This is a genomic window from Pseudidiomarina fusca (assembly GCF_032227045.1).
Lineage (GTDB): Bacteria > Pseudomonadota > Gammaproteobacteria > Enterobacterales > Alteromonadaceae > Pseudidiomarina > Pseudidiomarina fusca.
On the sequence record NZ_JANFPJ010000006.1, the window covers coordinates 166088 to 192826 of the forward strand.

Consider the following 26739-nt stretch of genomic DNA (forward strand, 5'->3'; position numbering starts at 1 on the left):
TATTTACTTAACCTTTTGACTTAACCTTGCCGCCCCACCAAGTTTTTAAGTTGCAACAACAAGGCATTGACGTTGCGCCCCATGCGCTCGCCTAGGTTTTTCTTAGTAACATAGCGCACCAAGAACATATCGTGACTATCACGATGCGCTAGCAACCAACCATCGCTAGTAGTTAACTCGTCAACTAAGCCATAATTTATCGCTTCTTGGGCAGTCCAATACTCGCCGGTAGCTACTTTTTCAATATCAATTTGCGGCCGATACTGACTAATATGGGCTTTAAATTGACGATGAATATTCTCTAATTCATCTTTAAATTTGTCGCGCCCAGCATCGGTATTCTCACCAAAAATAGTCAGGGTACGTTTGTACTCGCCAGCAGTGACCTGTTCAAAATCTACGTCATGCTTTTTTAGCCAACGATGAAAGTTCGGCATTTGCGCCAACACCCCAATCGAGCCAATGATAGCAAAGGGGGCTGCTTGGATCTTATGAGCAACGGCAGCCATCATATAACCACCGCTGGCGGCTACTTTGTCGACACTTACAATCACTTCAAGTTCCGCCTCACGCAGGCGCTGTAACTGGGCTGCGCCTAACCCGTAACCGTGCACCACGCCACCGCCACTTTCAAGACGCACTAACACTTGTTCGCCCGGTTGCGCAACCGACACGATAGCGTTTACTTCACGCTTTAAAGAATCCACTTCTCGCGCATCCATAGAGCCATTAAAGTCAATCACGAATAAGCGTTTACGCTGCTCACCAGCCTGTTGCTTGTGCTGCTTCTTTAAATCTTTCTTAACCTTTTTACGTTGCTTCTTATCTAACAGATCTAACTGCAATTGCTGCACGCCATCGCGTAAATCCTCCGACAGCTTATCTACCAACAGTTGCCCTTTACGTGGCTTTTGCTTTTGTACGGCTTGGGCAATGGCGCCAATGATCAGCAATGCGACAAAGGCAATCACCGCTGCTTTGGCGACAAAACTAGCCACATCTAGTAAAAAATCCCACATGATTGTCTTACTCCTTCAGATAACAAAAAGGCCGCTGAGTTGCAGCGGCCTTCGGCATAAACAGATGACGCTTATTGCTTAATCACAGACGGATCTGAAATTGGCAATACGCTAGTACCGTTAGCAAACCAGAAAGCTGCTTGGGTTTGCATCTCTAAGGTTGCCTCAGCCGAAGCTGCTGGGCTAACGATAGAGCCGTGGTCACCGGCGGTAAAACGCACCGCACCAGATACTGATGAACCATCGGCACCTACCGTGGTTTCAGTAATGGTAGCTAACTGGAGCGCACTGATCAGTGCTTCAGTACCAGCTAATGGCTTACCAGCAACTGTGTTCGGCACAACTTGGTCTGGTAATACATCACTACCGTTACCTACCACTTCAATCAAGTGAATTGGGCTTTCAGTAGCACGTACTGCCGCTGCGTAGTTAATTGGGTCGGCTGAATCAACCACGGTTTGTGCGGCAAAGGCAAATTGCTCAAACACACCGTTAATTTCAGCTTGCTCAGCTGCACTCAACTGTCCCCAGAAACCGTTATACACTTGAATTAACAAGCCTTGGAACTGTGGATCTGTTGGCGCAATACCAGCACCTTCTGCCGCTGCATTCACTGCCGCCGCAAAATCAGGGCTTTGTGAATACAACAACTGGCTCTTAATCACTGGGCCAAAACTCGGTGAACCTAACAAGAAGTTCGCGATACTCGCACCCGGTGCCATCAAGCTGCTGCCTTGTACTTCAAACCATGAAGAATAAGGGGCAAGGTCGCCGCTTAGCGGTGAATTAGCTAATGCCGTAAATGGTGTCCCAGTGATAGCACCTAGCGAGTGGCCAACAAAGTAAGCGTTTGTACCATCAATGCCTAGGTTGTTAGCATTTAAGCTTAAGCGTAAACCTAACATATCAGAGATCGATTGACGTAAGTTATCACGCGTAGTTAGCAAGCTACCCAAGTTCATGTACGCAGTTGCTGGGCCTTTGCCGCTGGTTGCGTTGATCGGACCGAAGCCTCGATCACCATGCAGCGGATGGTCGATAGCTACGGTAGCAAAACCTGCTACGGCTAAGGTACCAGCAATCCCTAAAACACTGCCTTTATCTGCGGTAATACCGTGTTGGAAAATCACTACTGGCCAACCGCCTTCTGGCATGGTCAACTCACCTAAACCTAAGGCTGCACGAACTGGAGCCGCCGCCGCTGGGTTAGGTACAGTCACTATCGCACCAATAGTTTGATTGCCTTGCACCGCAGGTACTGGGTTGTATTTGGTGACATGGCGCTCAGTATCTACGCCAGGGAAGTCCATGCTGGCAATGACTGCTGGGTCTGTTGCCAACAAACACTGTTGTACCCAAGCTGGGATGAAGGTACTAGCACCACCAGCTAACCATGCTGGATTGATACTAGGGGTGTTCATTGGGTCGATTGCACCGGCTTGAATAGCGCCTAAGACAGAAACACCGCTATCACATTTTGCCTGCCAGCGACCCTGCAGTGGCGCTTGTGGATTTTCAGCCGTGGGTAACGGTGAAAAATAAGGCAAGCTCACTTGGGCTTGATACATGTTAGCAGCAGTTGCAGCTAAGTACGCAAGGCTAGTTGGATCGGGCTCCAACATACCATTGCTAACGAGGAAATCAGCAACGCTCACACCCAAAGGTGCGCCTAAAATGTTCGGGCTCGGCAAGCCTACTTGGGCAGACTGTGCAAACTGTGCCGCCATCATGGTTTTCACCATATGGAAGGCATCATCAGTAGACTGGGTGGTAAAACTTGACGCATAAATGATGCTGTCTTTATCCACACCAGCGGCCGCCAATGCGTTTTCATGGCTGTTAATCAAACCTTGCAAGCTCAGCGCAGAAGCATCCCCTGAGACAGGATCGGTTTCAACGTTGCGTTTCATCAAACCGTAAGTTTGTGACGGCTTCACTGAGCGGCCCAACGAGTCGGTGATGTTATCGGTTAAAATAGCTAAATAACCGGTTTTTGGTTTCCATGGTTTTAGTGGAATCACGGCAACACCAGCCGGGCCGGTGGCACGTACGATATAATCCACGCCATAGGTTAATTCAGCAGCAACGGCACAGGTAGCAGCAGGGTTAGCTGCAGCACAAGTTTCGTTCACCGCAGTCCCGCCCATCACGGCTTCAAACATCCGCACCGCACCTGGCGCTTCTAGTGAGCTGCTATCCACGGTCACGTCATTGCCATTGGCATCTTTCGGTAACGAGAAGCTAAAGGTTAACGTGGAGTGAGTCCCCCAACCGTCCAAACCGTTGATAGCTACTTGCGGGTTACCACCATCGGTAGGATCTGCGACTGGGATATTTAACGTACCATCAACAGTACCACTTAATAAAATATTCGACGGCACCGGTACCTGCCCATTAGATGGGTCAAATACAGCGCGTGTTGCTGCTACTTGGTATTCTGTAACGACCGACTCTGGTGCGTCATCGCCACCACCGCAGCCAACTAAGCTGAGTGCGCTACCGATCGCTGTTACAAGCAAGAGTTTTTTCATGAGGCTTCCCCAATCCTTGTTCGTGTTGTTATGTATTGAGCACCTGCAGATGCTTTTTATTCGTCTTGCCTATCATCGCCTTTTTAAACTGGTACGACAAGACATATCAATTAACAAAATTTTATACACTGCTACGGCCAAACTTAAAAGTATTTTTAATAATATTCTATCCAGCTGCTGAGAATCATAGCAAAAAACAGTACACTTGCAGCTTTCTACATCAACATAAGTGTAAGCATAAAATGACTGCAATGCATAATTACTCGTTCAACAAAGATACTTTAGCAGGTAAAACCATTCTTGTGACCGGGGCCGGCGACGGCATTGGCCGTACTGCGGCAAAAACCTTTGCAAGCTGTGGTGCTACCGTTATTTTATTGGGCCGCACGGTCAAAAAACTTGAAGCTGTGTATGATGAGATTGTTGCCGCGGGTGGTCCAGAGCCCGCCATTGTGCCGTTGGATTTAAAAGGCGCCACAAAAACTCACTATCAAGGCTTAAATGCTACTATCGTTGAGCAATTTGGCAAACTAGATGGTTTGCTCCACAACGCTGGCGTCTTGGGTGTATTGTCGCCGTTTGAGCACATCGATCATGATTCTTGGAACGAGATCATGCAAATCAATGTCACCGCCCAATTCATGCTTACTAAAGCCTTGATGCCAGCGTTAAAACGCGCTGCACAGCCGAGCATTGTCTTTACTTCGTCTGGTGTTGGTCGCCAAGGCCGCGCGTTTTGGGGCCCTTATGCAGTGAGCAAATTTGCTACCGAAGGTTTAGCCCAAGTGATGGCCGATGAGTATGAAGGCACCCACGTTCGGGTTAATGTGATTAATCCGGGCGCAACCCGCACCACCATGCGCTCAAAAGCCTATCCGGCTGAAGATGCCAGCAAACTCAAAACTGCTGAGCAGCTCATGCCAACTTATGTTTACTTCATGGCCGACGATAGTATAGGTATCACCAACCAGTCGGTGAATGCTCAGTAACAACAGCACTAGCATGAGTTAACTTTAACCAATTTGCAGGAGATTCCTATGGCAACCCAGACCTTTCAGTTACAACTAAGTGGTATGAGTTGCGCCGGCTGCGCTCGTAGTATCGAACGTGCACTACAAGCGGTACCTGGGGTTACCTCGGTGAATGTTAACTTTGCTAATGAAGTAGCCGCAGTTACTAGTACCAATAAAACCGCAGACGGGCTAGTAGCTGCAGTACAGCAAGCTGGGTTTGATGCAGCCCTGATTGACCATCAAAGCGCAACTCCCGCGGCCGACCCACGACAGCGAGCACAGCGTCAGCAATGGTACAAGTTTGTTGCCGCCGCTCTGTTATCGGCGCCGCTGCTGTACACCATGGTGGGCCACTTTAGTTTTACTGCCGGCATCTATGTGCCGGCTTGGTTGATGAACCCTTGGGTACAGATGGCGCTGGCTACGCCCGTGCAGTTTATTATTGGCTGGCAGTTTTATAAGGGTAGCTACACCGCCCTGCGCGCCGGTGCTGCTAATATGGATGTGTTGGTCGCACTAGGTACCTCAGCGGCTTATTTTTACAGTGTCTACTTGGCGCTCACCGAAGGCGCTATGGCAGCCCATCAAGGGCTCTACTTTGAAACCAGCGCAGTACTTATCACGCTTATTTTGCTCGGCAAATGGTTTGAAGCTCGTGCCAAAGGCCAATCTTCGGCGGCCATTAAGCAGTTGCTGCAACTACAACCTAAGCATGCCCTACGCCAGCAAGCCGATGGTTCAGCCAAGCTGGCGCCCATTGCTGAGCTGGTGGTCGGGGATATCATTCACATTAAACCCGGCCAACAGATCCCGGCTGACAGCGTAGTGATTGAAGGCACCACCAGCGTTGACGAAGCCATGCTTACCGGTGAAAGTGTGCCCGCCGACAAGCAACCCGGCGATACCTTGGTGGCCGGCTCTATTAACAAACAAGGCTTTGTTAAAGCAAAGGTCAGCAAGCTAGGAAAAGACTCGGCGCTGGCACAAATCATCGCTATTGTAGAGCAAGCACAAAACTCCAAAGCGCCCATTCAACGGCTTGCCGATAAAGTTTCGGCCATCTTTGTACCTGTGGTCTTAGTCATTGCTTTAATGACGTTCTTGGTCTGGCTGTTATGGCTGGCACCGGGCGACTATCGCAGTGCCTTAGAGGCGACTGTCGCCGTGTTAGTGATTGCTTGCCCGTGCGCTCTGGGTTTGGCCACGCCAACATCAATTATGGCGGGCTCTGGCCGCGCCGCGCAAATGGGCATCTTGTTCAAGCAAAGTGACGTGTTAGAAATTACCCATAGTGTTACCACTGTGGTGCTGGACAAAACGGGCACTATCACCGCTGGCACCCCCACTCTTACGGATTTAGAAATCGATCTCAAAGGCATCCAAGAACTCACGCCAGAGCAGTTACGCGCCGCAGTGCAAGCGCTTGAAGTACAATCTGAGCACCCACTAGCGCAAGCGATTGCGACTGGTATTGAGGTTGATTCTAGCACCGCCAAGATGGTGCAATTAACAGATTTTACCGCCCATACCGGGCGCGGTGTATCAGCGCAAGTGCAACTTGTGCACACTGATACTGACGCTGAGCAACCATCAACCAGCCATCACTTACAGATTGGTAACTTGCGTTTAATGCGCGAGTATAATATTGAAAGTGACGCTTGGAGTGCGCGCCAACAAGAACTAGAAGAGCAAGGCAAAACTGCCATGTTAATTAGCTGGGATAAACAGCTGGTAGGTATTGTCGCCGTAGCAGATACCGTGCGTGAGCATGCAGCCGAAGCCATTGCAGCACTACAACAGCGCGGCTTAAAAGTCGTGATGTTAACCGGTGACAACCAACGCACTGCCGCTGCGATTGCGGCCCAAGTAGGAATCACCGAGGTCCGCGCTAATGTCTTACCTGAACACAAAGCTGCTGCCGTCGCTGAGTTGCAGCAACAGGTCGACATCGTGGCCATGGTGGGTGATGGTATTAATGATGCGCCGGCTTTGGCGACTGCTAACGTTGGCATTGCCATGGGCACAGGTACCGACGTTGCTCTAGAAACCGCGGATATTGCCCTGATGCGGGCCGATTTACGCTCGTTGCTACACGCCTTAGAGATTAGCGAAAAAACCGTGGGTAACATCCGACAAAACTTATTCTGGGCCTTTGCGTATAACACGTTAGGAATACCGATTGCGGCCTCTGGCCTACTCGCACCTTGGTTAGCAGGTGGCGCTATGGCGTTAAGTTCAGTCTCTGTCGTATTAAATGCGTTAAGGTTGCAAAAGTTACGATTGAACTCCTAGCCCAGTTCCGTGCTATGGTAACCACTAACGCCTGATACCCGAGCACGAGTTGCTGCTAAGGTCAGCGACAATTGATGCTACAGAACAATAGGTTAAGTTATTCATGATGTTAAGCGCACTTACTTTGGCAGCAAGCCTGACCCTGATTCCCACGAAAGCTGACGTGAATTGGATTGGTGTTAGTGTTCCTAACCCTGATGTGATTTGGCTAAGCGGTTCGAACTCGCATATTGCTCGCAGTAGTGATGCTGGCGAGACCTGGGAGTATTTTCAGCCGGCCACCCAGAACCTCCAATTTCGTGATATTGAGGCCCTCGATGCCAACCATGCGTATGCGTTAAGCATTGGCAATAATGGCGATTCGCGTATCTATTACACCAGCAACGGTGGCCGTAATTGGCAATTGCGCTATCGCGCGGGCGGTAATCAATTTCTCAATTGTATGGCGTTATCTGCCACCAACGAAGCTTGGGTTTATGGTGACACGGTAGAAAACCGTTGGAACATGGTGCGCAGTGTAGACGGCCGCAACTGGCTTACCGCCAGCAACATGGTTGATACCCAACCGCTTTCCGATGAAGGTGGTCTAGCTGCAAGTGGTGGCTGTTTACGTCACAACAATGGCATTTGGGCGATTGGTACTGCCAACGGCAACACTGCCCGCTTGCTGGTTAAACGTAATTTTGGCATTCGCTTTAAAGCTATCGATACGCCTTTACCGGCAGGTCCGAGTGCTGGCATTGCCAGTGTTTGGCCGTTTAGCGAAAAGCATATCCTGTTGGCTGGAGGCAGCTTGAACCATGCCGATGCGAAACCACGCTTGGTAGAGTATAAAGACGACCAGTTTACCGCCCTAATCGAGCCACCATTGAGCGGCGCTTTGTATAGCCTAACGGTGCGCAATGATGGCAGTATTCTGGTCACCAACCCAACCGGTGCGGCTTTACTCAATAGCAGCAGAGATGCTTGGCAGACCCTAGCCGAAGCCAATATTTGGAATAGCGCCTGCAGCACTAACAGCTGTTATCTGGTAGGAAAAGACGGCTACCTCGCAAAAGTTACTTTTACCGAGTAACCTATTCTGAAGCAACCCACGCGCTAGCCAACTTAACTTTAACTGGCCAGTAACAAGGCGGTGCCGCCATTTAAATGGCTCACTTGGCTAAACCCAAGCCGAGCCAGCACCCGAGCTGCCACAGCACTGCGATGCCCAGAGCGACAGACACAGACAATCGGCCGCTGCTGATAGCTTTCACGGTGCTCATAAATGAACTGCGCCAAACGCGTTAACGGCACGTTGATTACCTCGGCCGCTAAACCCAAATCACTCACTGCAAATTCTTGCTGCTCACGTACATCAATCACCAAGGTATCAGGTTTGCTGAGCCACTCTTGCTGGGCTTCTAGAGCAACATCCACTAACTCACAGTTAACGCAATGACCAGCTAATTCGCACCAGCGCTGAGTGATACGAAATTCATCATCGGCCCGGCTTAACAACAAGGTGTTGTCATGAACCATCGAGCGAATCAGTTCTGGCTGCTGAATGTCACCGATAAAGGCAAAGTCTACTTCTGCAGGAGCGTCCGTCGTAAGCGGCGAGCTTAACAAATACACCGGTTGGCGCGTGCCTACGCGAAACAGGCGGCGCTGTCCTACAGCTAAGCAGCCCTCTACCGTGGCGGCGCAACCCAACGGCACATCACAGCCACCGTTGTATGCCTGCGGCCAACCCACGGCATCAAGGTCCGCTTGCGCTACCTCACAACTCAGTAACTGGGCTAACATAGCTGCAGGGCTATTAGCCGGCTGTGGCTCAGTGGTGAGCACCGCCTTCACACAATAATGCTGGCAAGCCACCAAACGTTCAATGCGTTCGGCTAATTCAGGCAAGGGGTCGATGACCACCATTTCTTTGGCGGCTTTATCAATCAATAAATAACAGCACTGATTGCCAAATCGCAGTTGTACTACCCCATCTAGATTAGAATCAATATCTTCGCTGGTATCGGCAATCAATAAGCACGACTGGCGTAAGGCATGAGCCGCCGTTTGAATCCGCTCACACGCGGCCTTGATGGTGGCAGCTTCGGTGGCTGGCCCAAAGGATAATCGAATCGCTGAACATGAGCGCCAATCTTCAAGGCCCATGGCATCTAGCACAAAGCTACGAGTGACACCTGAGCTGCAGGCAGAACCTGAACTGACTCGAATGTTAGCCGCATCAAATACATCCATGATGTCGCGAGACGCCATGCCACGTACCGAAAAGTTAAGTGTGGTAGGTAAGCTCAAATCCAAATCGTGGTTCAGCTCGAGGGTAGGAAACGCTTGTTTTAACGCAGCCAGTAATTGGTCCCGATATTCACAAAGGGTTGCTGTCGATTTAAAAACTTGTTGTTGATCGTTAAGCAATAACTCAAACAGCGCATGTAAAGCGGCAATGCCCGGAAGGTTCTCCGTTCCAGAACGCTGCCCTTGCTCTTGTCCACCACCAATAATCAGGGGCGTAAATGGCGCTGCTTGGCGCACGTATAAAAAGCCGATGCCTTTGGGGCCGTACAACTTGTGGCCACTAAAAGGGGCATAATCAATGCTGGTTTGTGCTAATTCTAGCTTTAACTTACCCAAGGCCTGTACGCAATCCACCATCCAAGGAATGGTTGGGTTATTGCTACGGATCACTTGTTCTAACTGGGCTAAATCTTGTTGTACACCAGTTTCGTTGTTGGCAGCCATGGTACAAATCATGTGGGCTGCGCCTACATGCTCGGCAATAAAGTCTAGATCTAACAGACCTTGACGGTTAACCGGAATAGCTTTGAGCTCGGCATTCAAACGTAAAATATTATTCCAGTGCTCAAGCGCTTGCGGCACCGCTTTGTGCTCAGTAGCTCCGTATAACAGCCAACGACGCTGACCATGGTCGGTATTTCTAGCATGGGTGAGGGCCGATAACACCGCTGTTTGAATGCCTTCGGTAGCACCGCTGGTGAAGATAAAACGGCCAAGCCCTGCGCCCACTAGCTGGCGTCCTAGCCGGCGGGTACTATCAAGAATATAGCGTGCTTGCAGCCCAGTGATATGGCTACTACTGGGGTTACCAAAGACATGCTCCATCACGTGCCGAACGGCCTGAGCAATTTGCGGTAACACCGGCGTCGTTGCGTTGCAATCGAGGTAAATTTCCGCCGTTTTCGGCTTAATCTGAACCGGTGTTACCATGGTACTACTCCCTTAATCAGGTTTTAAAACTTGCACCTTTACGAATCTATACGGTTATCTTGCCAAAGTTTTTCTTTGGCTGCACGTTTTGCGGCGGCCTTTTCTTCGGCAGCCATCTTGGCCTTGCGCTCGTCACACGGATCTTTGCAGTCACAAGCTTTATCCATACCCAAGGCAGAAATACCACCACAACTTCCCGAAATGGTTTTACGCTGGGCAATAAACCCAACCGACATGGCCAATACCACTACTAGCATGATGCCGAATACTGCTAAAAACATTCCCATACTAACCCCCTTCGGTTACTGTTGATACTGCTTAAATGCAGTACTACTTTCTTCTTTAAAGCCTTCGGCCTCGCGGCTAATCAGTAACACCGCCAAGCCCTTTTGCTCGGCAAAGGCTAACGCTTGTTCTGGCCCCATCACCGTCAATGCTGTCGCATAGGCGTCAGCATCCATACTGGTGGGCGCTACCACGGTAACCGACACCAAATTATGTTGAATAGGATAGCCGGTACGCGGATCGATAATATGCGAATAACGCACACCATCTTCTTCGTAGTAATTACGATAATCACCAGAAGTTGCGATACCCGCATCGCCCGGCTCAATCACCCGTTGCACGCTGCGCTCGCTGGTGACCGGCTTTTCTATCGCAATGCGCCAAGGTTGATTACCAGGCTTAGTGCCACGCGTACGCATCTCACCACCAATCTCAACGAGATAATTGGTGATTTCCATCTGCTCCAACAATACTGCGACGCGATCCACGCCATAGCCCTTGGCAATGGTCGATAAATCAATATAAATCTCGGGCTTAGCTTTACGTAACTGGTGGTTTTCAACATGAACATGCTGATACCCCACCTCATCTAACATAGCTTGCAGCTCGGCCTCTGTGGGCTTACGCTCTGGCTTAGCCAGTGGCCCAAAGCCCCATAGATTAACTAATGGCCCGACCGTAACATCAAGTACGCCATCGGTTTCGTTGGCAATTTCTAGCGCGCGTCGAATCACAGTTTCTAACGACCGCGAAATAACCACCGGCTCTGTCGTTTGACGGCTATTAAACAACGATAGTTCCGATTGCGGGTCGTAAGTCGACATCTGGCTGTTTACTTGCTCCAGCACCGCATCCACTCGTTGCTTCACTTGTTCAGGGCTATGCTGCGGATTCGCCGTAACATAAGAGATGTGATAGGTCGTCCCCATCGTCTTACCAGACACCGCCAATTGTTGCGGCGCATGGGTACAAGAAACGAAAAAGGCTAGCCCCACTAGGGCTAGCCAAACTCGTAGCATTGATGAACGGGTTGTTTTCATCAGGCTCTTTTCCACCTTTAAATCAGGCTATTAAAGGGGCTAAGCCAAGCTTAGCCACCAAAGTCATCCAATAGGATGTTTTCATCTTCTACGCCCAAATCTTTGAGCATTTTAATAACTGCTGCGTTCATCATCGGTGGTCCACACATGTAGAACTCACAATCTTCAGGCGCATCATGATCCTTCAGATAGTTTTCGTACAACACGTTATGGATAAAGCCGGTGTAACCTTCCCAGTTATCTTCTGGTTGTGGGTCAGACAAGGCCACATGCCATTCAAAGTTGTCGTTTTCACGCGCCAACATGTCGAAATCTTCCACGTAGAACATTTCTTTCTTAGAACGTGCACCGTACCAGAAAGTCATCTTACGGTCGGTTTTCAGACGACGTAATTGGTCAAAGATGTGTGAACGCATCGGCGCCATACCAGCACCACCACCAACAAACACCATTTCTGCTTTGGTGTCCTTAGCAAAGAATTCACCAAATGGACCAGAAATCGTTACTTTGTCGCCAGCTTTCAAGCTGAAAATGTACGATGACATTTTGCCTGGCGGTAAGCTCATATCACGTGGCGGAGGCGTAGCGATACGCACGTTCAACATGATAATGCCTTTCTCATCTGGGTAGTTCGCCATCGAGTAAGCACGAATGGTCTCTTCGTCAACTTTAGATTCTAAGTTAAAGAAGCCAAAGTGTTCCCAGTCACCACGGAATTTATCTTCAATCTCGAAGTCTTTAAATTTCACGTGATGCGGTGGACATTCGATCTGAATATAACCACCGGCGCGGAAAGGTACTTCTTCGCCTTCTGGCAACTGCACCACAAACTCTTTGATGAAGGTGGCTACGTTGTTGTTAGACTTAACCGTACAATCCCACTTACGAATACCAAACACTTCTTCTGGAAGCTCGATTTTCATATCTTGCTTCACGTTTACCTGACACGATAAACGGCAGCCTTCACGAGCTTCCTTGCGGTTAATGTGATCACGTTCGGTAGGCAGAATATCACCGCCACCCTCTTTGATAATCACACGGCACTGGCCACATGAACCACCACCACCACAAGCTGACGATACGAAGATACCAGCATTAGCTAAGGCACCTAATAATTTAGTACCTGGCTGCGTGGTAATTTTCTTGTCTTCATCATCATTAATTAAAATCTCGACATCACCCTGAGGCACTAATTTTGACCTGGCGACCATGATCACCGCCACTAAAATTAATACAATCAAGGTAAACATGCCTACGCCGAGCGCTATTAGTGTTAAATCTTGCCCTTGCATCGACTCGTACCTCTTGTTAATCCGTTGTTATCGTTACCGGTGCTTGTTACAGGGATACGCCAGAGAATGACATAAAGCCCAATCCAATCAGACCAACTGAAATAAAGGTAATACCTAAACCGCGTAAACCATCTGGTACATCGGCATATTTCAGTTTCTCACGCACTGCTGCCAAGGCAACAATGGCAAGGGCCCAGCCGATACCGCTACCGATACCGTAAACCACACTTTCAGTGAAGTTATAATCACGCTCAACCATGAAGGACACACCACCAAAGATAGCGCAGTTCACGGTAATCAAAGGTAAGAAGATACCTAACGCGTTGTACAAAGCTGGTACGTATTTGTCTAATGCCATTTCCAAAATCTGTACCAACGCTGCAATAACGCCGATAAAGGTTAAGAAACGCAAGAAACTCAAGTCTGCATCAGGGAAACCAGCCCAATCTAACGCACCTGGCGCCAAAATGTTGTGGTAAACCAAGTTATTCACCGGTACTGAAATACCCAGTACCACGATTACTGCAACGCCCAAACCAAAAGCTGTGGTTACTTTCTTTGATACTGCCAAGAAAGTACACATACCTAGGAAGAACGATAACGCTAAGTTTTCAACGAAAATCGATTTAATAAATAAACTGATATAAGCTTCCATGGTCTGCTCCTTATTCCTTCGGCTCTACTTGTTCGGTACGGAAGGTACGCAGTACCCAAATAAAACCACCGATAATAAAGAACGCACTTGGTGGCAATACCAACAAACCGATCGGCTGATACCAGCCGCCTTCAGAAGCTAGCTGCATGATCTGATAACCGAACAGGCTACCTGATCCGAACAGCTCACGAATAAAGCCCACGGTTAACAACACCACCGAGTAACCTAAGCCGTTACCAATACCGTCCAAGAACGATAAGCCTGGAGTACTCTTCATCGCATAGGCTTCAGCACGGCCCATCACGATACAGTTGGTAATAATCAAACCAACGAATACCGACAGTTCTTTGGCGATGCTGTAGGCGTAAGCACGCAGGATTTGGTCAACCACGATAACCAAGCTGGCAATGATCGTCATTTGCACAATAATCCGTACACTCGAAGGAATGTGGTTACGGATAATTGAGATAAACAAGTTAGAAAATGCCGTTACTAAGGTTAGTGCAATACACATAACCAAAGTATTTTCCATTTTTGACGTTACTGCCAACGCCGAGCAAATACCTAAGATTTGTAAGGCAATTGGGTTATTGGCAAAAATCGGTCCAAACAGAACCTCTTTGACTTCTTTTGCACTCGCCATTAGTTCAGCTCCCCTTTGCGAATTTTGTCAAATAGCGGGCCGTAAGCCTTGTCGCTAAACCAGAACTGCATGGTGTTTTCAACACCGTTGCTGGTTAAGGTTGCACCAGACAGTGCATCTACGTCATGAGCTTGGTCAGTCACGTTTTTCGTCACGTTAAGAGCAACCTCGCCGTCGGCGTAGATTTCTTTACCCTGCCAGCTGGCAGCCCAGTTTGGATTCTGGATTTCGCCACCTAACCCTGGAGTTTCAGTGTGCTCGTAGTAGTTGATACCTTTGATGGTGTTCATGTCAGGTGCCACTGCCATGAAGCCGTACATGGTACCCCACAAGCCGTAGCCGCGAACAAACACAACGACTGTCTCTAACTCGCCTTGGGCATCATTGATAAAATAGACTTTAGCTACATCTTCACGAGAACCGATACCAGCTTCGTCATCAGCTTTATCTAATTTAGTGCCCAAACCTGCTTTTTTAGCAGACGCGATAGGATCGTAGTCCGTGGCATTTTTGCCGTCTACAGATTCAACTTCTTCGAGCGTATTAAGGTTGAATAAACGCGTCTCTACGCGCTGCTCAAACAGCTCGATAACGTTAGTTTCTGGGGTTAATAAACCTGCAGCATCTAACACGTTACGTTGCATGTCTAGCGCAGCGTTTTTCTGTTGTAAAGGCTTCAAGCCAACCGCAGAACCTGCCACGATTATCGCGCACACTAAACAGAGGGCGATAACCACAAACAGCGTTTTGCCTAGTGATTCATTTTTATTAGCCATTGCGTGCCAGTCTCCGTTTAATGTTTGATTGAACAACAAAGTGGTCAAACAGCGGGGCAAATACGTTAGAGAATAAAATCGCTAACATAATACCTTCTGGATACGCAGGGTTTACCACTCGGATAAGTACAGTCATGGCACCAATTAAGAAGCCATAATAAAACTTACCTTTGTTGGTGAATGAGGCTGACACTGGGTCCGTTGCCATAAACATCATACCGAAGGCAAAACCACCTACCACTAGGTGCCAGTACCAAGGCATAGCAAACATTGGGTTGCTGTCACTGCCAACCACGTTGAACAATAATGACAACGCGACCATACCTACAAACACACCTGATACGATGCGCCATGAGGCAATACGGAAGTAAATCAGTGCTAAACCGCCAATCAGAATCATCAGGGTAGATACTTCGCCCATTGAACCTTGGATATTACCTAAGAAGGCATCCATCCATAAATCCATATTAGCAATGTAATCAGTGCCCTGAGTTGCTTGGCTTAGCAAAGTAGCGCCAGAGTAGCCGTCAACAGCAGTCCATACTTGCTCACCAGAGATAGACGCTGGGAAGGCAAAGTACAAGAACGCACGACCGGTTAAGGCTGGGTTCAAGAAGTTACGGCCAGTACCGCCAAACACTTCTTTACCAATCACCACACCAAAGGTAATACCTAAGGCTACTTGCCATAACGGCATGGTTGCGGGCAAGGTTAAGGCAAACAGAACTGACGTGACGAAGAAGCCTTCGTTGATTTCGTGCTTACGTACAGAAGCAAATAAAACTTCCCAGAAACCACCCACAATAAAGGTGGTCGCGTACACCGGCACAAAGAAGCAGGCGCCGTAGAACAGCTTACCGGCCCAGCCAGCGGTAGCTAGATCACCACCTAAGGCAGTAAAAATACCTACTTGCCAGATATCAGCTAACTGATAACCGTCAGTTAAGGCTAATGCCGCTTGGTTACCGATGTTGTACATACCCCAGAACATCGCTGGGAAAGTCATCATCCACACCAAAATCATGATGCGTTTTAGGTCAACGCTATCTTTAACGTGGGTAATGCCTTTGGTCACTTTACCTGGCGTATAGAAAATAGTTGCTGCAGCTTCGTATAAGGCATAGAACTTCTCGTACTTGCCGCCTTTCTCGAAGTTTGGCTCAATTTTCTCAAGAAAATGTTTCAAGCCCATGATTAGCCCTCTTTCTCAATTTCGGTCAACATGTTACGCAACACCGGACCGTACTCATATTTGCCGGGGCAAACATAAGAACAGAGCGCTAAATCCTCTTCGTCGAGTTCTAAACAGCCTAACTTTTGCGCCTGTTCAGTATCGCCAGAGAGCAAGTCACGTAGCAAAATCGTTGGTAAAATATCAAGCGGCATCACGCGCTCATAGTTGCCGATTGGCACCATTGAACGATCTGAACCGTTGGTGGTAGTCGTCATCGCAAACAGCTTTTTAGGTGACAAATGACCCAAGTATGCACGCGTAACTGAGTGTTGGTTTGAACCAGGCTTGATCCAACCAAAGAATTCTTTCTGATCACCCTCAGGCAACACACTCACTTGGGTATGGAAACGACCTAACCACTGATGAGCATCGTCAACTTTGTGACCGTTTAGCACTGAACCAGAAATAATACGGTTTTTACCCTGCGCCAACTCGCCTTTGGTTAGTTCACGCAAGTTTGCGCCCATCCGAGTACGCAACAACCGAGGTTTTTTCGTACCAGGGCCGGCTAAAGCAACCACACGGTCGGTGTAAACCTGGCCCGTGGTGAATAATTTACCGTAGGCAATCACGTCTTGATAACCGATGTGCCAAACCTGCTTGGCCATAGATACCGGCTGTAAGAAATGAATATGAGTACCTACCAGACCAGCAGGATGCGGACCAGCAAAGCTCTCTAATTGAACCTTAGCATGACCCACATCAACTTTTGCATCAGCAGCTTTCACCACAAACACCTTACCTTTGGTTAACGTGGTTAACAGGTTCAGACCATCGATAAAGGCTTGTTGCTCTTGGCTGATGATTACAGCTGGGTCGGCCGCTAACGGATTGGTGTCCATCGCATTCACGAAGATCGCAGTAGGCTCTGCGTCTAGCTTCGGCGAACGACTAAAAGGTCGCGTACGTAAGGCTACCCATTGACCCGCATTGTTCAATTGCTCAACCACTTGGTCGCGCGGCAAACTAGCTAAGTCTTTACTGTCGTAGCTGGCAAACGTTTCTTGCTCATCACCGTCAATTTCAATAATAACGGCTTGTAACACACGTTTGGCGCCACGCATCACGTCTTTTACAACGCCAGCAGCTGGTGCAGTGAATTTAATTCCTGGGTTTTTCTTATCTTCGAAAAGTACCTGGCCTTTTTTGACGCGGTCCTCAACCTTAACCTGCATGGTTGGGCGCATCCCCACATACTCTTCACCCAGTACGGCAACGGTGGTGATGGCTTGACCATCATCAATAGCTTGTTGGGGCATTCCCGAGATTGGGATATTTAGCCCTTTTTTGATCGTAATCATACGCGTTTGCACTACTCGTTAGGGAAGATTAATCTCATTCCAGCCACGCCGTACGCATTTCTCCGCACGCCGCGACTGACCAAATTCTGTCCATTTTCACCTAGGGCCGGCATTTTAGCACTTTTGGATTACAAAACAAATGTAAAAACCAATCGATAGTCGTTATTCGTTAGTCGTATTTCGGTCACCGAAAAAAGCCAACCAATAGCTCCTCTCTAAAAGCTAACCAAGCTTTGCTGTTGCCCTTCAATCAAACCCAACCATAGGATCGACATCCGCATCATAATCAACGCCATCAATCCCAAAACCAAACAACTTCAAGAAATCACTGTGATAACCTGCGTAGTCAGCCAATTGATGGAAATTTTCTTGATTCACTTGATGCCAAAGAGCTTCAACCTTGGCTTGCGTCGCATCATTGGTTTCCCAGCCATTCATAAATAAGCGGCCAGCTTCATCCAACAATCGGTCTTCGCTGTAAAGGGCTTCGTTGAACAATCGATAAATTTGTTCGATACAACCCTCGTGGGTACCCTCTTGCTTCATCACCCCATAAATCAACGAGATATATAGCGGCATGACAGGAATTGCTGAGCTAGCTTGAGTCACTAGGGCCTTTAATGAAGATACGTAGGCTTCTAGATTAAGATCGGTATAGCGCGTACGCATCGCAGCTGCCGCACGGTCTAAGTCCTCTTTAGCTTTACCAATGGTGGCTTGACCGTAAATTGGCCAGGTCAGCTTTTTACCAATATAGGTGTAGGCCGTGGTTTTTGCATTAGGTGCTAATACGCCAGCATCATGCAGGGCTGCCAACCAAAGTTCCCAATCTTCGCCACCCATCACTTTGATGGTTTGCGCAATTTCGTCATCAGTAGCAGGCTCTAAAGTGATTTCAGTCACTTGGTCTTTGTCGGTGTGGTAGGTTTTGGTGGTATAGCTGTCACCAATAGGCTTCAACGTTGAGCTATAAACTTCACCTGTAACCGGATCTTTACGCTTCGGCGAAGCCAAGCTGTAGATCACCAAATCAACCTGACCGAAGTCTTGCTTAATTTGTTCAATAACTTGTGCTTTGATTTCATTCGAGAAAGCATCACCGTTGATGGTATGGGCATAAAGACCATCAGCCTTAGCTGCTTGATGAAATGCTGCCGTGTTATACCAACCTGCAGTCGCGGTGCGTTTTTCGCTCGGCTCTTTTTCAAAACACACGCCTAAGGTTTTGGCGCCAGCACCGTAGGCAGCAGCAATACGCGAGGCCAAACCATAACCGGTAGAACAGCCGATCACTAGCACCCGCTGTGGCACTTGCGTTAATTTAGGTTGTTGTTTGATAAAATCAATTTGTTGTTGTACATGAGCCGCACAGCCCACGGGATGGGCGTTAGTACAAATAAAACCACGAATTTTAGGTTGAATAATCATTACTATTATCCTTTAAACTAGGGTCTAGGCTTGAGTTAGCCATAATCAACAAGCTGGTGCTTTGATCCGGGTAGTTTAACCGAGCTGCACCCATCAAGTGATCTGATTAGTTGTCGAGCTTACTACCGCCGCGACAGGCTGGTGAATCTGGAACCTGCTGCAGCGGCCATTCGTCTGGGCTGTAAAGATGCAGAGCTAACGCGTGAATTGGCCCAGCAAGTTCTTCTTGCAGCAGTTTGTTGACCGCCCGATGGCGTTGTAACAGACGTTGGCCCGCGAAGCTAGCGCTCACCAGCACCAACTTATAATGCGAATCATCACTAGCTGTGCCGTGCTGATCGCTTTCATTCAGCAAGTGCAGGTAAATAGGGGCAAAGGCGGCTTCGAGTTTGGCTTGTAAATGTTGATGAAGTGCGGTCATAAGGCGTTACTACTCACTTTGGCTGGCGTCTAACGAGCTGAAACAAATTTTTTCATCGCGGCCTAAGCTGGCCAGCGCATTAAACACATTAGGTTCGCTGTATCGGCTAGGATAAACAATGCGATAGAGCTGTGAACTTACCGTCCCCCACTGCTGCCATAACAGCACGCCATGGTCATGGTAGAGCTCTGCTAACTGCTCCAACCCTTCTTGACGTTGGCGCGGAAACGCTGAGCGCTCACCCACCAGGCGCCAGCGGTTTAGCTCTTCACCTTCGGCCAGTAAGGCATCGTTGACTCGATTGCGACAAAAACTAAGCTGAATGACCGCACTCGACAGCGCCCAATCTTGGTTAGGTAGCTGCTGTTGGTCGAGAGTCTGCACTAAGGCAAGCTCTTGGTTGGTTAAACGTTCGGCATCGCCAGCTGGCTGACAACCGCTGAGCAACAGCCAACTCGCAGCCACTATTAGGCTACCTAGATGCGTCAATGTGGAAGATTTGTTCAACTGCATCATATTCATCTCATGACAGTACGGCAGCGGCCGCAGCTTGGGCTGGTAAGATTCACTTACAGGTAATTTAAGTAGAAGAGTATAAAGGGAATGGCACTGAATAAAAAGAAAGGAAGAACATCCGTGTTCGAACAGGGTCACGTCAATCCGTGAAGTAACCCCGCAATCCATGAGTTAAACTATAACTAACTTTATTTTCCAAATCAATTACAATTTCGCAACAAAGTAGTAAGTTTCTGTTTTCTTGGTTAATTTAGTGTTAAGCGGAAGCTTGATCTGGCTTCTTTTCTTGCTCTGGACTTATCAACGCGACAATCTGCCAACCGGCTGCCGGCGTAAAGGTTTGGTCCGCACTAAACAAATGGCATACCCCACGTTCGTCTAAGGCAAATAACGGCAAAGCTCGGTTACCATAGCGCTCTTGATAGTCATCGTAGTGAAACGACTCAGTCAGTGCAGTGGTTTTCACCTGCGCTCCCTGAAACGACAAGCTTGATAACTTAGAAAAGCTTACCCCTTTGCCGAACAATTTTAAGCGCTTACGAAACACTTCCGGTAATTGGTTACGAGCCGGCGCATCATGCTCGGAGTTTTGCAGAGCAAAGATCTTGTCTTCGTCAAACCAATCCATAAAGTGCATCGCGACAACCGGGTTTAACTGCCGATATGGCGACAGAATCAACACCTGGCCAATGCCATTCAGATCCATATTATTTTCAGCATGCTCTGAAGTAGGGTTACCAAAGTACACCGGCAAGTTTTCCATGCGTGCTAACTTCACGTGTTCCCAGTTAGTGTCGGCTAATAACACCGGAAAATTATGTTCCTTCAGGGCTTTGGCAATTTGCCGCGCCGGCGGATTGGCGCCAAATATGAGAAAGCCCCGTGGTGGCGGTTCCCGCAGCGTTAGAAAGTGCGCCAACGGCTTGGCGGTTAAGCTTTGCAACACCACAGTGCTTAAAATCACCAAGAACACCAAGGGAACTAACACGTCCGCTTGCTCCCAGCCAGCCTCTTGCATTTTTAAGGCAAACAACGCTGATACCGCCGCTGCAACAATCCCGCGTGGCGCAATCCAACTGAGCAAGATCTTCTCTTTAAAGGTGGTTTGGGTACCGATGGAAGACACCCACACACTCACTGGGCGTACCACAAATATGATAATCACCAACAGTAACACCGCCGGCATGCCTAGGCTGCTAAAGGCATCCGCATTTAAACGAGCTGCCAACAGAATAAACAACCCAGAGATAAGCAGCACACTTAAGGTTTCTTTGAACTCAAGGATGTCATCTAAATCTAGCCCGCGCATATTCGCCATCACCATCCCCATAACAGTCACGGTCAGCAGTCCAGACTCGTGTTGCAAGGCATTGGATAAGGCGAACACCCCTAACACCACAGCTACCGTAGCGACGTTTTTCAAATAATGCGGAAAGATACTAAATTTAAGCGCTTGTCCGAGTAATTTGCCGCTGGCAAAACCCAGCGCGAAGCCTACCCCTAACGTGGTGGCAAAGGCCTGCATGGCGTGGCTGATACCGGCGCCTTGATTGGCAATAATAAACTCATACACCAACACCGCTAACAAGGCACCGATCGGGTCGATGATGATCCCTTCCCAACGTAAAATGTTGCCCAGCCGAGCTAACGGCCGTACCGATCGTAACATCGGCATGATCACTGTCGGGCCAGTCACCACCACCAACGCCCCAAACAGCGCCGCCATCTCCCAGCCAAAGCCAATCAGATAATAAGCCGCCGCCGCAATCATCAGCCAAGTAATGACCATGCCGATACTAACCAAGTTAGTTACCATGCGGCCGTGCCCACGGATTTCATCAAAACGCAGCGTTAATGCGCCTTCAAATAAAATAATAGCAACCGAAAGTGACACAATGGGGAATAATAAATCACCGAATACCGCATCAGGATCTAACCAGCCCAAACCTGGGCCAATCGCTAATCCCACTAACAACAGAGGTAAAATCGCTGGTATTTTTAACCGCCATGCACCCCATTGGCACAAGATAGATAACACCCCAATGAGCGCTAGTGCTGACATATTTGACATAGGCTGAAAGTCTCTTTCCTAGATTTTACAAATTATTTGTTGATAATGATTCGCATTTGCACGAGAATAACTCTTAATGGTTACTTAATGCGAATCAATATCGTTCCTTTTATTTTTTCTATATAATCCACGTAACATTACGAGGTAAATCACCATGAGTTCAATCATGTTCCGCAAATTACTTACCATGACTGCAATTGCAGCAAGCTTAACCGCAACAGTAGCACAAGCTACCACGGTTAACGTATATTCTGCGCGTAAAGAAGCGCTAATTAAACCTGCACTAGAGCAATTTACTGCCAAAACTGGCATTGAAGTACGCTTATTAACCGGTGGCGGCGATGCCCTCCTGGCCCGGTTACAGAACGAAGGCGAAAACACTCCGGCCGATTTATTCCTCACCGTTGATGCTGGTAACTTGCACCGTGCCGCGCAAGCAGGCGTGTTTCAGCCGCTGACCGACCCAGCTGTGTTAGCTGCAGTGCCTGAGCATTTGCATGGTAGCGATGATTTATGGGTAGGCTTAAGCTTACGGGCGCGCCCTATTTTCTATGTTGAAGGTAAAGTTGACCCGAGCCAATTAACTGGGTACGAAGACTTAGCTAAACCAGAATGGCGCAAGAAAGTCTGTATCCGTTCTTCAGACAACATTTACAATCAATCGTTAACTGCGGCGCTAATCGAACACTGGGGCCCAGAGGCTACCGAGCAATGGGCTGAAGGCCTTGTTGCTAACCTAGCAAAACCTCCGGTGGGCGGTGACCGTGACCAATTAAAAGCAGCCGCTGCAGGCATGTGTGACCTAGCCGTTGCCAATACTTACTATTTTGGCCTGATGCAGACCGGTGATGACGCCGAGCAGCGCGAAGCCGCCAGCAAACTGAAGATTTTCTGGCCCAATCAAGATAGCTTTGGTACCCACGTTAACGTCAGTGGCATTGGCATCACCAAACATGCGAAAAATAAAGCCGCTGCAGAACAACTCATTGCATTCTTGCTATCGCCAGAGTCGCAAGCTTGGTACGCCGCCACCAATAATGAATACCCTGCCGTAACAGGGGTTGAGTGGAGCGAAACCTTACAAGCATGGGGCGAGTTTAAAGCGGACGACCTGTCCATGCGTTTCTTAGGTGAAAACAACGCCGATGCGGTTAAATTAATGAACCGTGCAGGCTGGCGGTAAGCGTGTTCACGGCGTGGCGTAAATTATCGCTGATTGCAACGGCAGCTCTGTTAGGGCTGCCGTTGTTAGTGATTTTATGGGTTGGCGTAGAACTGCTCATCGGCGGTGATTACGCTACCCTTAGCCACCTGTGGCAAACGGTGGTGCCCGAGTACATCCGGCATTCTTTATGGTTACTGCTTGGGGTTGCCGTTGGCGTTATCACGCTCGGCGTAAGCACCGCCTGGCTAACTACAGCCTGTCGATTCCCTGGCCAACGCCTACTCACATGGGCCTTGCTACTACCACTCGCCATGCCGGCCTACATCACCGCCTACACCTATACCGGCATGCTTGATTTTGCCGGTCCGGTGCAAACCACGCTGCGCGACACCTTTGGTTGGGGCTACGGTGATTACTGGTTCCCCCAAATTCGGAGCTTAGGCGGCGCTATCCTCGTCTTGAGTTTAGTGCTGTTTCCGTACGTTTATCTGATTACCCGAGCCACTTTTATTCAGCAATCCGCCACCACGCTAGAAGCAGGACGTAGTCTTGGCCTAAACCCATGGCAGTGTTTTGCTCGCTTGGCGTTGCCTCTGGCTCGCCCAGCTATAGTGACCGGCACCACCCTAGCGCTAATGGAAACCCTCGCCGATTATGGTACCGTCGCCTATTTTGGCGTCACCACCTTTACCACCGGTATTTTTCGTACTTGGTACGGTTTAGGTGATTTAAACGGTGCTCTGCAGCTGGCTGGGATGCTGCTGGTAGCAGTTATCGCCCTGATGTTCTTAGAGCGCTGGTCACGTCGCCAAGCACGTTACGATCAACGCTCTAGTCGCCCCGCCCAACCCTTCCAATTGCATGGCGCCAAAGCTTGGCTGGCCAGCTTGGTGTGTTGGTTACCGCTAGTGTTTGGCTTTATTTTACCGGCACTGCAACTGGCCAGTTGGTCATTAGAGCGCTGGCAAGTGTGGGTCGACCCTGACTTTTGGCAGCTCACCTTTAACAGCTTTATGCTAGCTCTTATCGCCGCGGTGATTGTGGTGACCATGGCTCTTTGGCTTGGTTACGGCCGCCGCCAGTTACCTACGCCTGCGGTGCGCGTGAGTGTGACCTTTGCCGGTTTAGGCTATGCCATTCCTGGGTTGGTGATTGCCGTTGGCCTGTTGTTGGTGTTGAGCAAACTAGACCACGCTATCATTGCACTGAGCAAAAGCTGGTTTGACTACAATCCGGGCTTATTACTCTCGGGCACCTTGTTTGCCTTGCTGTTTGCCTATGTGGTGCGTTTTTTAAGTGTCTCGCTACAAACCATCAATGCCGGCTTGGCCGAGATCCGTCCGAGCATGGACGAAGCAGCCCGCATTCAGGGCTACCGCCCGCTGCAGGTGTTGCGTAAAATACATTTACCCTTACTGCGCCCCAGTGTGCTTACCGCACTGATTTTAGTCGGTGTCGATGTACTCAAAGAATTGCCAGCCACGCTGGTACTGCGGCCGTTTGATTTTAATACCTTAGCCGTGCGCGCCTACGAAATGGCAGGCGATGAACGCCTTGCCGATGCTGGCCCACCGGCCCTGATGATGGTATTGGTAGGTTTAATTCCGGTAATTTTGTTATCGCGAGCTATGCTAAAAAGTCGCCATTCGCAGCTAACAACGCCCACCAACACGACCAAGGAGTCTGATTTTGCCCCTGTTACAGCTTGATAAGATCCACATCAGCTTTGGCGCCCAGCACATCGTTCGGGGTGTTAGTTTGCAGCTTGAAGCCGGCGAAATCGGCTGTTTATTGGGCCCCAGCGGGTGCGGTAAAACCACCTTATTGCGTGCTATAGCTGGCTTTCAAGGGTTACAGTTAGGCACCATCACCATGGCCAACGAATGTGTTTCTTCGGCCAACCAGCTGACCCCACCAGAGCAGCGTGGCATTGGCATGGTGTTTCAAGACTTTGCCCTGTTTCCGCATTTAACCGTGGCCGAGAATATTAGTTTTGGCATGCGCAAAGCGAGTGCCGCCGAGCGCCGCGCTCGCGTGGATGAATTACTGACGCGGATTGGCTTGCCCGGCTATCAAAAACGTTATCCTCATGAGCTTTCCGGTGGCCAGCAACAACGTATTGCCTTGGCTCGGGCGCTCGCACCAAAACCACGTTTGCTGCTGCTTGATGAGCCTTTTTCGAGTCTTGATGCAGAATTACGAGAGCGCTTAGCCGTTGAAGTTCGTGAGCTGCTCAAGCAAGAACAGATCACCGCTTTGCTCGTCACCCACGATCAGCAAGAAGCCTTTGCCATGGCTGATAAAGCTGGGGTGATGTATCAGGGCGAACTCTTGCAATGGGAAACCCCGTATCAACTGTATCACCAGCCACGCCATCAGCTGGTGGCCGACTTTATCGGCCATGGCGTGCTGCTGCAAGGCACCGTCAATGCCTCAGGCTCGTTAGCCTCACCGCTAGGCATGCTAGAGCATCCGAGTTTATTGACCGTACCTGATGGCACCCCAGTGAGTTTTTTAGTGCGCCCGGACGATATCGTTCCTGATGCTAATTCGCGTCTGCGCGGGCGCATTAAAGCGCGCGGTTTTCGTGGTGCTCACAATCTTTACAGCGTACAGCTTAACAGCGGCATCGAAGTCCTCACTTTAAGCCCGTCCCACGAACAAATGAACGTGGGCGATGAGGTAGGTTTACGGCCGGAATTTGACCACTTGGTGGTGTTTGCCGCAGATCATTGTGAATTGCCGGGCTTTCATGATCAAGCGCCACTGGTACGCCCGTTTACGCCACCAGTATCTACTGCACCACCAGCCCAGCCGTTACCCACCTCACCAAAAGCGAAGTCGGCGTAATAGCAAAAACTCAATCACGGCGATAATCAGTAACGCCCCACTGAATATCCAAAAAGCAGCGGCATCGTCAACTCCAGGCATGCCGCCAATGTTAATACCAAACAGTCCGGTCAAGAAACTGATCGGTAAGAACACCCCCGCAACCATTGAAAGCCAATAGGTATTGCGGTTCATTTTTTCTGCTACTTCTTGCTGCAAATGCTCTCGCAACATCCACACCTGCTCTAGCAGCATGTCCATATTCTCAAGTTCGCGTTGGGTATTGTCGCGCTCATTCAGCAACCATTGCACCCACTCAGCCTCAAATAACTTAGGCCCATCCACCGCTAACTTATCTAACGCGGCAATCTGTGGGCGCACAAAACGAGTTAATCGCAATAAGCGTCGATGCAACACCGTGAGTTGCCGCTGCCGTTGCGCCGTAGTGCCTTTGCTGTCATCTTCCAGCTCTTCCATCTCGAGTTCAATGGTATCTAGCAGTTGCTCCAATTGATTATTGGCTTCATCCACTAAATGCACCAAAAGATCAGCAATAGATTCGGGGCCCTGGCCCAACTCGAGCTTTTTCTGCAGCGCCCGCACCGCATTCACGGGGCGTTTTCTGAAGCTATACAAGTTGCCGTTGTAAAATAGAATTCGCAAGCTCACCATATCTTCAGGTTGCTCACCCAGCCCCAAATTCACCCCACGTAAAATCAACAAGAAGCCCGCACTAACCCGCTCAAACCTAGGCCGAGTATCTTCTTCTAACACCGCATCAATCAGCGGTTCCGGAATACCAGCCGCCAACAACCAGTCACTCAAGCCGGGCAAATCACGCTGAAAATGAAACCAGCTCTGTTGTCGTTGATGGTAGTTCTGATGCACCGGCTGCGCCGGCACTACCGAAAAATCCCAGCTATCGATGATAAAATCAGGCCGCTGAGGCGGTATCTGTGAGTGATTATCTGTCATATTGTTATCCTTTCATGTTTTATTCAGT

Annotated in this window: 22 protein-coding genes; 6 read left to right on the forward strand and 16 right to left on the reverse strand. The window is 49.2% G+C overall.

All coding sequences use genetic code 11. The features are described from left to right. Positions 1-20: 20 nt before the first annotated feature. Positions 21-1019 (reverse strand): protease SohB, encoded by a 999-nt coding sequence (gene sohB / locus NOG12_RS04145; RefSeq protein ID WP_313932477.1) that lies wholly within the window; start codon positions 1017-1019, stop codon positions 21-23. A 71-nt stretch (positions 1020-1090) separates the two neighbouring features. Next, positions 1091-3550, reverse strand: a complete 2460-nt coding sequence (locus NOG12_RS04150; RefSeq protein WP_313932478.1) for a VolA/Pla-1 family phospholipase — start codon at positions 3548-3550, stop codon at positions 1091-1093. A 251-nt stretch (positions 3551-3801) separates the two neighbouring features. On the opposite strand from NOG12_RS04150, the gene NOG12_RS04155 reads away from it, so the two are divergent. From NOG12_RS04155 to NOG12_RS04165, 3 genes are all read left to right on the forward strand, one after another. After that, on the forward strand, positions 3802-4539 hold the full coding sequence (locus NOG12_RS04155) for a YciK family oxidoreductase (protein WP_110074953.1): 738 nt from the start codon (positions 3802-3804) through the stop codon (positions 4537-4539). Positions 4540-4587: 48 nt separating this feature from the next. Next, the gene (locus NOG12_RS04160; protein ID WP_313932479.1) at positions 4588-6855 is read left to right on the forward strand and encodes a heavy metal translocating P-type ATPase; all 2268 of its coding nucleotides are present in this window, start codon (positions 4588-4590) and stop codon (positions 6853-6855) included. 103 nt (positions 6856-6958) lie between these two features. Beyond that, complete coding sequence (locus NOG12_RS04165) at positions 6959-7930, forward strand: WD40/YVTN/BNR-like repeat-containing protein (protein WP_313932480.1); 972 nt, start codon at positions 6959-6961, stop codon at positions 7928-7930. A 38-nt stretch (positions 7931-7968) separates the two neighbouring features. On the opposite strand, the gene NOG12_RS04170 is transcribed toward NOG12_RS04165, so the two are convergent. The 13 genes from NOG12_RS04170 to NOG12_RS04230 form a co-directional block, all read right to left on the reverse strand. Continuing rightward, entirely contained in the window at positions 7969-10080 is a 2112-nt protein-coding gene (locus tag NOG12_RS04170) for an aminotransferase class V-fold PLP-dependent enzyme (protein ID WP_313932481.1), read from the reverse strand. 38 nt (positions 10081-10118) lie between these two features. After that, positions 10119-10367: a (Na+)-NQR maturation NqrM gene (nqrM, locus tag NOG12_RS04175; RefSeq protein WP_110074881.1), complete on the reverse strand. Its 249-nt coding sequence runs from the start codon at positions 10365-10367 to the stop codon at positions 10119-10121. Positions 10368-10382: 15 nt separating this feature from the next. Next, positions 10383-11405, reverse strand: a complete 1023-nt coding sequence (locus NOG12_RS04180) for an FAD:protein FMN transferase (protein WP_313932482.1) — start codon at positions 11403-11405, stop codon at positions 10383-10385. 50 nt (positions 11406-11455) lie between these two features. Beyond that, a complete protein-coding gene (gene nqrF, locus NOG12_RS04185) occupies positions 11456-12697 on the reverse strand; it encodes an NADH:ubiquinone reductase (Na(+)-transporting) subunit F (protein WP_313932483.1) in 1242 nt (413 codons plus the stop codon). Between the two features lie 46 nt (positions 12698-12743). Further along, positions 12744-13352, reverse strand: a complete 609-nt coding sequence (gene nqrE, locus NOG12_RS04190) for an NADH:ubiquinone reductase (Na(+)-transporting) subunit E (RefSeq protein WP_153825850.1) — start codon at positions 13350-13352, stop codon at positions 12744-12746. A 10-nt stretch (positions 13353-13362) separates the two neighbouring features. Beyond that, positions 13363-13995: an NADH:ubiquinone reductase (Na(+)-transporting) subunit D gene (locus tag NOG12_RS04195; protein WP_153825851.1), complete on the reverse strand. Its 633-nt coding sequence runs from the start codon at positions 13993-13995 to the stop codon at positions 13363-13365. Further along, on the reverse strand, positions 13995-14771 hold the full coding sequence (locus NOG12_RS04200) for a Na(+)-translocating NADH-quinone reductase subunit C (RefSeq protein ID WP_153825852.1): 777 nt from the start codon (positions 14769-14771) through the stop codon (positions 13995-13997). Before NOG12_RS04200 ends, NOG12_RS04195 begins: the two co-directional genes overlap by 1 nt. After that, entirely contained in the window at positions 14764-15963 is a 1200-nt protein-coding gene (locus tag NOG12_RS04205) for an NADH:ubiquinone reductase (Na(+)-transporting) subunit B (RefSeq protein ID WP_110074886.1), read from the reverse strand. The genes NOG12_RS04200 and NOG12_RS04205 overlap by 8 nt, the downstream gene beginning before the upstream one ends. Before the next feature lie 2 nt (positions 15964-15965). Next, entirely contained in the window at positions 15966-17306 is a 1341-nt protein-coding gene (locus NOG12_RS04210) for a Na(+)-translocating NADH-quinone reductase subunit A (RefSeq protein WP_313932484.1), read from the reverse strand. Positions 17307-17552: 246 nt separating this feature from the next. Further along, positions 17553-18734, reverse strand: coding sequence for an enoyl-ACP reductase FabV (gene fabV, locus NOG12_RS04215; protein ID WP_313932485.1), 1182 nt, complete (start codon positions 18732-18734; stop codon positions 17553-17555). 106 nt (positions 18735-18840) lie between these two features. Further along, positions 18841-19155 carry a BolA family protein gene (locus tag NOG12_RS04220; RefSeq protein ID WP_313932486.1) on the reverse strand — a complete coding sequence of 105 codons (315 nt, stop codon included), beginning with the start codon at positions 19153-19155 and terminating at the stop codon, positions 18841-18843. A 9-nt stretch (positions 19156-19164) separates the two neighbouring features. Beyond that, positions 19165-19620 carry a hypothetical protein gene (locus NOG12_RS04225; RefSeq protein WP_313932487.1) on the reverse strand — a complete coding sequence of 152 codons (456 nt, stop codon included), beginning with the start codon at positions 19618-19620 and terminating at the stop codon, positions 19165-19167. A gap of 307 nt (positions 19621-19927) precedes the next feature. Further along, complete coding sequence (locus tag NOG12_RS04230; RefSeq protein ID WP_153825857.1) at positions 19928-21742, reverse strand: cation:proton antiporter; 1815 nt, start codon at positions 21740-21742, stop codon at positions 19928-19930. A 154-nt stretch (positions 21743-21896) separates the two neighbouring features. On the opposite strand from NOG12_RS04230, the gene NOG12_RS04235 reads away from it, so the two are divergent. The 3 genes from NOG12_RS04235 to NOG12_RS04245 are packed head-to-tail and all read left to right on the forward strand — an operon-like array spanning position 21897 to position 25757. Next, entirely contained in the window at positions 21897-22925 is a 1029-nt protein-coding gene (locus NOG12_RS04235; RefSeq protein ID WP_202912488.1) for a Fe(3+) ABC transporter substrate-binding protein, read from the forward strand. Positions 22926-22927: 2 nt separating this feature from the next. Continuing rightward, on the forward strand, positions 22928-24616 hold the full coding sequence (locus tag NOG12_RS04240; RefSeq protein ID WP_313932489.1) for an ABC transporter permease: 1689 nt from the start codon (positions 22928-22930) through the stop codon (positions 24614-24616). Further along, positions 24603-25757 (forward strand): ABC transporter ATP-binding protein, encoded by a 1155-nt coding sequence (locus tag NOG12_RS04245; RefSeq protein WP_313932566.1) that lies wholly within the window; start codon positions 24603-24605, stop codon positions 25755-25757. Before NOG12_RS04240 ends, NOG12_RS04245 begins: the two co-directional genes overlap by 14 nt. Here NOG12_RS04245 and NOG12_RS04250 read toward each other — a convergent pair. Next, positions 25734-26711: a CorA family divalent cation transporter gene (locus NOG12_RS04250; RefSeq protein ID WP_313932490.1), complete on the reverse strand. Its 978-nt coding sequence runs from the start codon at positions 26709-26711 to the stop codon at positions 25734-25736. The genes NOG12_RS04245 and NOG12_RS04250 overlap by 24 nt on opposite strands. Positions 26712-26739: the final 28 nt, after the last annotated feature.